Below are 6955 nucleotides of genomic sequence, written 5' to 3'. Positions count from 1 at the left end.
GGAATTAGCAGCGATTAAAGCCAATAAAGCTTGGCGCTTGCGCATGAAATGGGTACAACTGAAGCAAAAGTTAGGTTTGATTAAGGAGTAATGGCAAGGGAATAGGGAGTGGGCAATCGGCAATCGGCAGTAATTTCCGCATCCCCTTGTCTCCGGCAATTTTTAGTTTTTAATTTTTCATTGATATCATGACTTCCACTCCCGACTCCCAACTCCCAACTCCCCAGTCTGTAGCCCTATATCTGGTTCCCTGGATACTTTGCCTATTGGGGGGGTTGTGGACTGTGCCGGTTGCAGCCGAGCCGATACTCTCCGATCGCGTTGTAGAATCTTCAGATGTGGAAACCCTTCATGAAGAAGCCCTAGAGTTACTACAACAGGGGAATTCACTTGAAGCATTTCAACTCTGGCAGCAGGAATTAGAGTTACGCCAAGAATTAGGAATCATTCCAGAAATCCAAGCCCTCTCACGAGTTGGAGCTATTGCTTGGTCGGAGGGGGAGTTAGTGACGCTTCGGCAAATTATGGCTCGGTTAGATCAAATTCAGGGAGACGTGGAAGGCACAGACCAGGAAACGTTGCAGGAATTGGGCGTTGCCTATCAACAATTGCGATCGCCCCAATCTGCTGTAGGAGTGTATCAGAAACTCTTAGATCTGGCAATTGAAGACTCTAATGAGGAGCAACAAAATACACTTCTAGGACAAATTGCCCAAACCCACCTCAATTGGTTTGATTATCCCCAAGCGGTTGCCGGATATGAAGGGGTTTTGAGTTTTGCTCAAGAACAGGAGGATTTTCTGACTCAAATTCAGGCTTATCAACAGTTAGCCTATAGTTACGAGCAGATGGAGGAATGGGAAGGAGCGATCGCCACGCGACTCAATCTCATTAACCTGTACGATCGATTAGGGCAAGTTAATTCAATTCCCAAGGAACAAATAGCGATCGCCAAACACTACGAAACCCTAGGTAACCTTAAAACCAGTGCCCAACTCTACGAACAAGCCTACCTGATTGCCTTTGAACAGCAACACCTTGCCTATGCTGCCGAAGCTCTACAATCCTTGGGAATACTCTATAACAACCAACAGAAATTCCCCGAAGCTTTAGCCGTTTATCGCTCGCTTCTAGGGACTCAAGCTCAAGCCTATGATGCTTATGGCATGATGAATACCTATGAACGCATTGCCGAGATTCATAGCGCTCTCGATCGACTAGAACAAGCCCTAGCTGCCCTTGAACGAGGCCTGAAATTAGCCCAACACCTTAATGTAAGAACGGAGTATTATACCGAGCTGATTCAAGGATTGATGAATAATGAATAATTAGCACTTCTCTCTTCTCTCAAGTACAGCTTGAAGCATTAGACCCTATTCCCTATTCCTTACCACGTCCTAATGCTTGCTAGATAATTGTAATTCTTGAATCTTACTTTCTTGGGCATTAATTTTCTGGTTTAATTCGCGAATCCGTCGAGAAAGCAAGCGAATAATATTAACCGCAATGCCTGGAGTTTCATCAATAGCATCATAGAGTTGTTGTTGAGTTAAAACCAAACAATCACAGGTTTCGATCGCCGTCACCGAAGCCGATCTCGGTTCTGCATCAAACAGGGACATTTCTCCAAAAGTTGTTCCCTTATCCAAATAAGCCAAATCGCGATCGCCAATATGCACCCTTACCCGTCCGGAGACCACAATATACAGAGAGCGTCCTTCTTGTCCTTGCGTAAAAATCGTTTGCCCAGCGGGAAACGATAACTCATCCATAATCGAGGCCAATCTCACTAAAAAATCATCCCGTAACTCTTTAAAGATGGGAACACCTCGCACAAACAGCAAGCGGTCAACGCTACTTAACATAACTTCTCCGGGTCGGGGTTAGGGGGATGGGGGATAGGGAAATGGAGGGATGGGGAAATCTGAGGCATCTTCACTCAAGATTGAGGGTGAGGAGTCCTGAATATGGGAGAGTCCACACTCTTCAATTAAGGCTTGAACTTGGCCAGCCACTAGGCGATCGGGATCGTTTTTGAGCATAGGCAACAATTGACTCAAGGTTGAAGGGCTTGCTACTTTAAGATAATTCAAGACGGCTTCCCGTACAAACCCCCTCGGATGCCGTAGTCCAGCCAGAATATGTTCAGTAGTGGTACTCCAGCGGAAGGCTTGAGCGACATGGAAACAGCAAGCTAAGGGCCAATCTGAGAGAAAATGACGAAGGTCGAGAAGATGGCGCAGGCGATCGCTGGGACTGAGCGGTTCATATAAGAATAAATCTTCCAAATAAGAGAGTTTTTCGGCGATCGCGTATTGATCGAGTACCGTTAACAGCGCTTTCTTATGGGGAATATCTACAATATTGTCTAAAATTTCTAACCCTTTCGCTTGACTGCTCATGGAATTGGACTGAAGGTTAAAGGCAGCCGCTTGTACGCTCTGGATGGGATACAAGAACTTCATCAATAAGAAGCAGCGCTCAATAGAGTCTGTTTCGAGATCGGCAAGCGATCGCTGTAACAATTGAGCTTCTCGACCTGAAACTCGATCCTCAGCTAGATCTAAACGTCCTGCATAGAGCTGCCCGATAAACATGAGTTCTTGATCGATTAATAATTCAATCCCCGATCGCCCTAAGACGGCTTGTACCTGTTCAATCCCTGTATCATCCGGTAATTTAATCAGGATTTTGAGGATATTGCGGCGAGTGGTTCCCCAGGAAGCCATTAAATTTTGGGTTAAGACATGCAAGGACTCTGGCGTTCTAATATCACCAATGGTCATCCAAGCGTACATGCGCACTAGATCGGGCTTATAGATATCACGGGCTAAATCTAATAATAGGGGAATGGCTTCATGGCGTAAGCGCACTAAAGCTTTACACGCTGCTTCACGGGTGGATTGATAGTAAAGACCGCGCAGCAAAGAGGGATAATATTCTTCTAGACGGGTAGCGGCGATCGCCTCTAGAAGGGCACAGCGCACCCGCAGGGAATCATCCTGAAGTAAATTGGGCACATAGAGCCGCAGGGCTTGCATATACACCGCTTCCCCCAAAGCACGACATCCCATCACCCGCTCCCGTTCCTGTTCGCTGGTAACCATCCGTCGCAGGGTATTCGTTGCTTCCGCTTTAGCTTTCGCATTCCCTCGTCGTAACATTAAAGCAGCCGCCGTTGAGCGCACCACCGGATCGACCGCCGGTTGCAGATAGCTGCGTAACTGACGGATATCGGGTTCCGGTTCCGTGAGCCAAATGTAGCGGAGGGCAAGGGCCAACACATCGGGTAGTAAGGAGGTTTGGGTGAGAGCGCGAATGGATTCCACATCCTTGGGTTGGGGATGTTCGAGTAGCACCTCTAAGCTTTGGCGTTGTAGAGCAGGAGAGAGGGAAGGAAGCAGGGGAACCAGTACCTCGTTAATATTTTGGGAATCAAACCGGTTGAGCAGTTCAATACAAGAGCGCTTATCTTCTTCTGCTCCCGGTTGTTTGAGGGTTTCGGCTACATTGCGTTGTAGCGATCGCAAATCCACATCCGAGACCCCTAAGCGGCCACTTTTGGCACTCGACACCAACAGTTGCACGTACCCAGAGCGGAGGAAGAAAATGGCTAATAACCATCCCAAGGCAATGAGAATGGTTTGGAACAGGAAGATATCTGACTGACGGTCTTGAAATTGGGGCAGAATTTGATTGCAAAACCAAATCGTTCCCAAGAGCAACAAACCCGTTACCCCAGTTGAGATCGGTTCGGCGATCGCCCGCCAAGTCTGGATGCCATTACGAATACTCTCTGGAAGTGGCTGAAACAGAGCCGGACCCAACCCCAAGACCACCGTATAGCGTAACAAATCATCAAAAAACTTCAGCGTAATCAGACACCAGAATAAATCCGCCACATTGCCCAACGAGACCAAACTGACGATCCCCATCATTCCAGGCAGTAGGGACGCAGCCACAAATACGCCCAAACGTTCAATCAACCGAGAGGAAACAAACCATTGCAGAACCAGTTCAAAGATTCCCAAAACACCATTGAAAAACCCTAGAAAACTGGCAACTTCTCCCGAATTAAGTTTTTTTTCAAGCTGGTCAAAAAACTGGAATTCAACCAACTGCAAAGACCCTTGGGCGACGAAAAAGAACAGAATCAAGGGAATCACATACCGCCATACCGGACGACCTAACCGGCGCTGGGTAAAGTCTGACGCTTCTTCTTGAGAGACACGATTGGGAGTATCGGGAAAAAATTGCTGATAATTTTGAGTCAGATAAAACGCAACGCCTCCCCCGACAAACATCAAGACACTGGCACAAATGAGGATATTCTCGACCCGCAGAAACGTTAACAGCACCGGCAACGAAAATCCACTGACCACATCGGCCATTAGAATCCCACTAGAAATCAGCGGATAAGTGCGCTTGATTTCTCGGATATTAAAGAGTTGATTTGCGCAAATACTGGTGTTGAGTTCATTGAGAATAAAGATCGCTTCACACCACAGGCGCAGCAAAAAAATTAAGATGGGGGCAATAATAACTAGATCTAACCCTAGGCGTAATAGAAATAAGGGGATCGCCATCAGTACGGCGGTAATCACAATCACCTTACGCAAAGGGAGTAGGGTCTGCAACCAGTCATACAAAAACCCTAATCCTGAACCCATTACAGCACTAGCAATATAAATCCAGGGTAAAGATTCGGCTCCAAATCGTTGCAAGAACAAATCAGCGGTACTCGCTTCTGTCCAACTGAGTCCCACACAACTTGCGGTATAAAACGCCAGCATTAATACTGTACGCTCACTTTCGTCTGGCCGAAGGTTAAACCATTGGAAGAATCGTTGTCCCCACCTGTTTAAGCTGCGTCCCTGATAGTTGAGTTCCATATTTTGGTCGTTTACATCGGTCTAGCTCTACCTAGGCTCTCAAGAGAGTCTCTGTTCACCTAAGTAGAGTATGACTTATGACTGTTTTTTCGGCGAGAGAAGCATCATCATATTGCGCCCTTCCCGCTTCGGTTCTTGCTGTATTTCGGCTTCTTCTTCTAGATCTTTGGCCAAGCGTTTGAGCAACCCTTCTGCCAAATCGCTATGCTGGGCTTCCCGTCCTTTAAAGTTAATTGTTGCTTTAACTTTATCTCCTTTCTGGAGAAACTTCCTGGCGTTCTTGAGGCGCACATTGTAATCATGTTCCTCAATTTTATAACGCATTTTCACTTCTTTAACATCAGAGGTGTGCTGTTTTTTCTTAGCTTCGCGGGCTTTCTTTTCTTGCTCAAACTTAAATTTTCCGTAGTCCTGAATTCGGCATACCGGGGGATCGGCTTTATCGCTGACTAGAACCAGGTCTTGTTCTTCTTGTTGTGCAAGCTTTAGGGCCTCTTTGAGCGATAGAATGCCAAGTTGTTTGTTCTCACCATCAATGACTCGAACCTTGGGATATTGAATCCGTTCGTTAATTTGGGGTAGATCGCGATTTCTTTTCTTGTCAACCACAGGCGTTTTTCGTTTTTCTAGGGATAGAACAATGGTAGGCTATTGAATCTAAGGGTTCAGGAGAACCCGATATCAGGTTTACACACAACCTCCCCATTCCTTAATTGGTGGGAGAGGTGGGCAAAATGGATGAGTTTCTGTCATTGTAACTGACAGATTTTGAATTGCCCTACATTTTTAACTTCTTTCTTGCTCTAGACCAGGATTGTGACCCTTTTGAGTGCTTCTGAGCGGGACTGAAGGGTCTTAAGGTTGGTACGGTACTGATTCATTGAGTTATTAACCCCGATTAATCTTAAGAAAGGATTATAGGGTCGGCGATCGCCGAGTCGAACCTCCTATCATAGTTGGGTCTATGGCGTATACTGTAAGGTTAAACCTAAAATCAGAACCTGATTGTATCACCTGTAAGCGGATGAAGCAACTATGAAACATACCCTTTCTGTACTCGTAGAAGATGAAGCTGGAGTCTTAAGTCGCATTTCGGGTTTGTTTGCTCGTCGCGGCTTTAACATCGAAAGTCTAGCGGTAGGGCCAGCCGAACAGCTTGGAGTCTCCCGGATTACTATGGTTGTACCTGGAGATAACAAGATTATCGAACAAATAACCAAACAACTCTACAAACAAATTAATGTCCTCAAGGTACAAGACTTAACGGACAGCCCCTGTGTAGAACGGGAATTAATGTTGCTCAAAGTTAATGCTCCTGCTCAAAGTCGCTCAGAAATTATTGAGTTAGCCAATATTTTCCGCTCCCGTGTAGTAGATGTAGCGGAAGATTCTCTAACCTTGGAAGTTGTCGGAGATCCGGGGAAAATGGTAGCTATTGTCCAAGTGCTGCAAAAATTTGGCATTCGGGAAATTGCCCGCACCGGTAAAATTGCCCTCACCCGTGAATCTGGAGTGAATACAGAATTGCTCAAATCTCTAGAAGCTAAATTAGCTTAAAACCAAAGCAGCGCAATCGCCTTTCTCCCCTACAATAGTGAAATCACTTTTGTGAACTCACCTAAATGCCCCCAAAAGGAGAACAACTGTGCCTGAAGCTGTTGGTGTCATCCAAACCCTAGGATTTCCTTCCATTCTCGCTGCTGCTGATTCCATGGTTAAAGCAGCACGAGTAACCCTAGTCTATTTCGACCGTGCCGAAAGTGGCAACTTTGTCATAGCGATTCGTGGGGGGACATCCGAAGTTGTGCCAGCAATGGAAGTGGGCATTCAGGAAGCGGAAAAAGTCTACGGAGGCAAAGTGATGATGCACTACATTGTCCCCAATCCCCCCGAAAATGTCCAAGCCGTACTTCCCATCGACTACACGGAAGTCAGTGAACCCTTTCGCTAGACGTAGCGCTAGGCAATAGTCACAACTTAAGGAAAAGATAGACCCCAGTTTTCTTAACCTATTGCCTATTGCCTATTGCCTATTGCCTATTGCCTATTGCCTATTGCCTATT

6 protein-coding genes are annotated in these 6955 nt (G+C 46.2%); 3 read left to right on the top strand and 3 right to left on the bottom strand.

Translation table 11 applies throughout. From position 1 onward, the window contains the following. The first annotated feature begins 188 nt into the window (after positions 1-188). The gene (locus AC3A14_RS06750; RefSeq protein ID WP_318731625.1) at positions 189-1328 is read left to right on the top strand and encodes a tetratricopeptide repeat protein; all 1140 of its coding nucleotides are present in this window, start codon (positions 189-191) and stop codon (positions 1326-1328) included. Between the two features lie 69 nt (positions 1329-1397). On the opposite strand, the gene AC3A14_RS06745 is transcribed toward AC3A14_RS06750, so the two are convergent. The 3 genes from AC3A14_RS06745 to infC form a co-directional block, all read right to left on the bottom strand. Continuing rightward, complete coding sequence (locus AC3A14_RS06745) at positions 1398-1865, bottom strand: Crp/Fnr family transcriptional regulator (protein ID WP_271942585.1); 468 nt, start codon at positions 1863-1865, stop codon at positions 1398-1400. Between the two features lie 18 nt (positions 1866-1883). After that, the gene (locus AC3A14_RS06740; RefSeq protein WP_318731626.1) at positions 1884-4892 is read right to left on the bottom strand and encodes a HEAT repeat domain-containing protein; all 3009 of its coding nucleotides are present in this window, start codon (positions 4890-4892) and stop codon (positions 1884-1886) included. Between the two features lie 75 nt (positions 4893-4967). Continuing rightward, a complete protein-coding gene (infC, locus tag AC3A14_RS06735) occupies positions 4968-5534 on the bottom strand; it encodes a translation initiation factor IF-3 (RefSeq protein WP_271942642.1) in 567 nt (188 codons plus the stop codon). A 393-nt stretch (positions 5535-5927) separates the two neighbouring features. On the opposite strand from infC, the gene ilvN reads away from it, so the two are divergent. Both ilvN and AC3A14_RS06725 read left to right on the top strand, forming a co-directional pair. Next, positions 5928-6449, top strand: a complete 522-nt coding sequence (ilvN, locus tag AC3A14_RS06730) for an acetolactate synthase small subunit (RefSeq protein ID WP_271942579.1) — start codon at positions 5928-5930, stop codon at positions 6447-6449. A gap of 88 nt (positions 6450-6537) precedes the next feature. Continuing rightward, positions 6538-6843, top strand: coding sequence for a carbon dioxide-concentrating mechanism protein CcmK (locus AC3A14_RS06725; protein WP_271942577.1), 306 nt, complete (start codon positions 6538-6540; stop codon positions 6841-6843). Positions 6844-6955: the final 112 nt, after the last annotated feature.

Source organism: Roseofilum sp., from assembly GCF_982964205.1.
The sequence above is the reverse complement of the archived record's forward strand: the minus strand, read 5'-3'. Positions and strand labels throughout refer to the sequence as shown.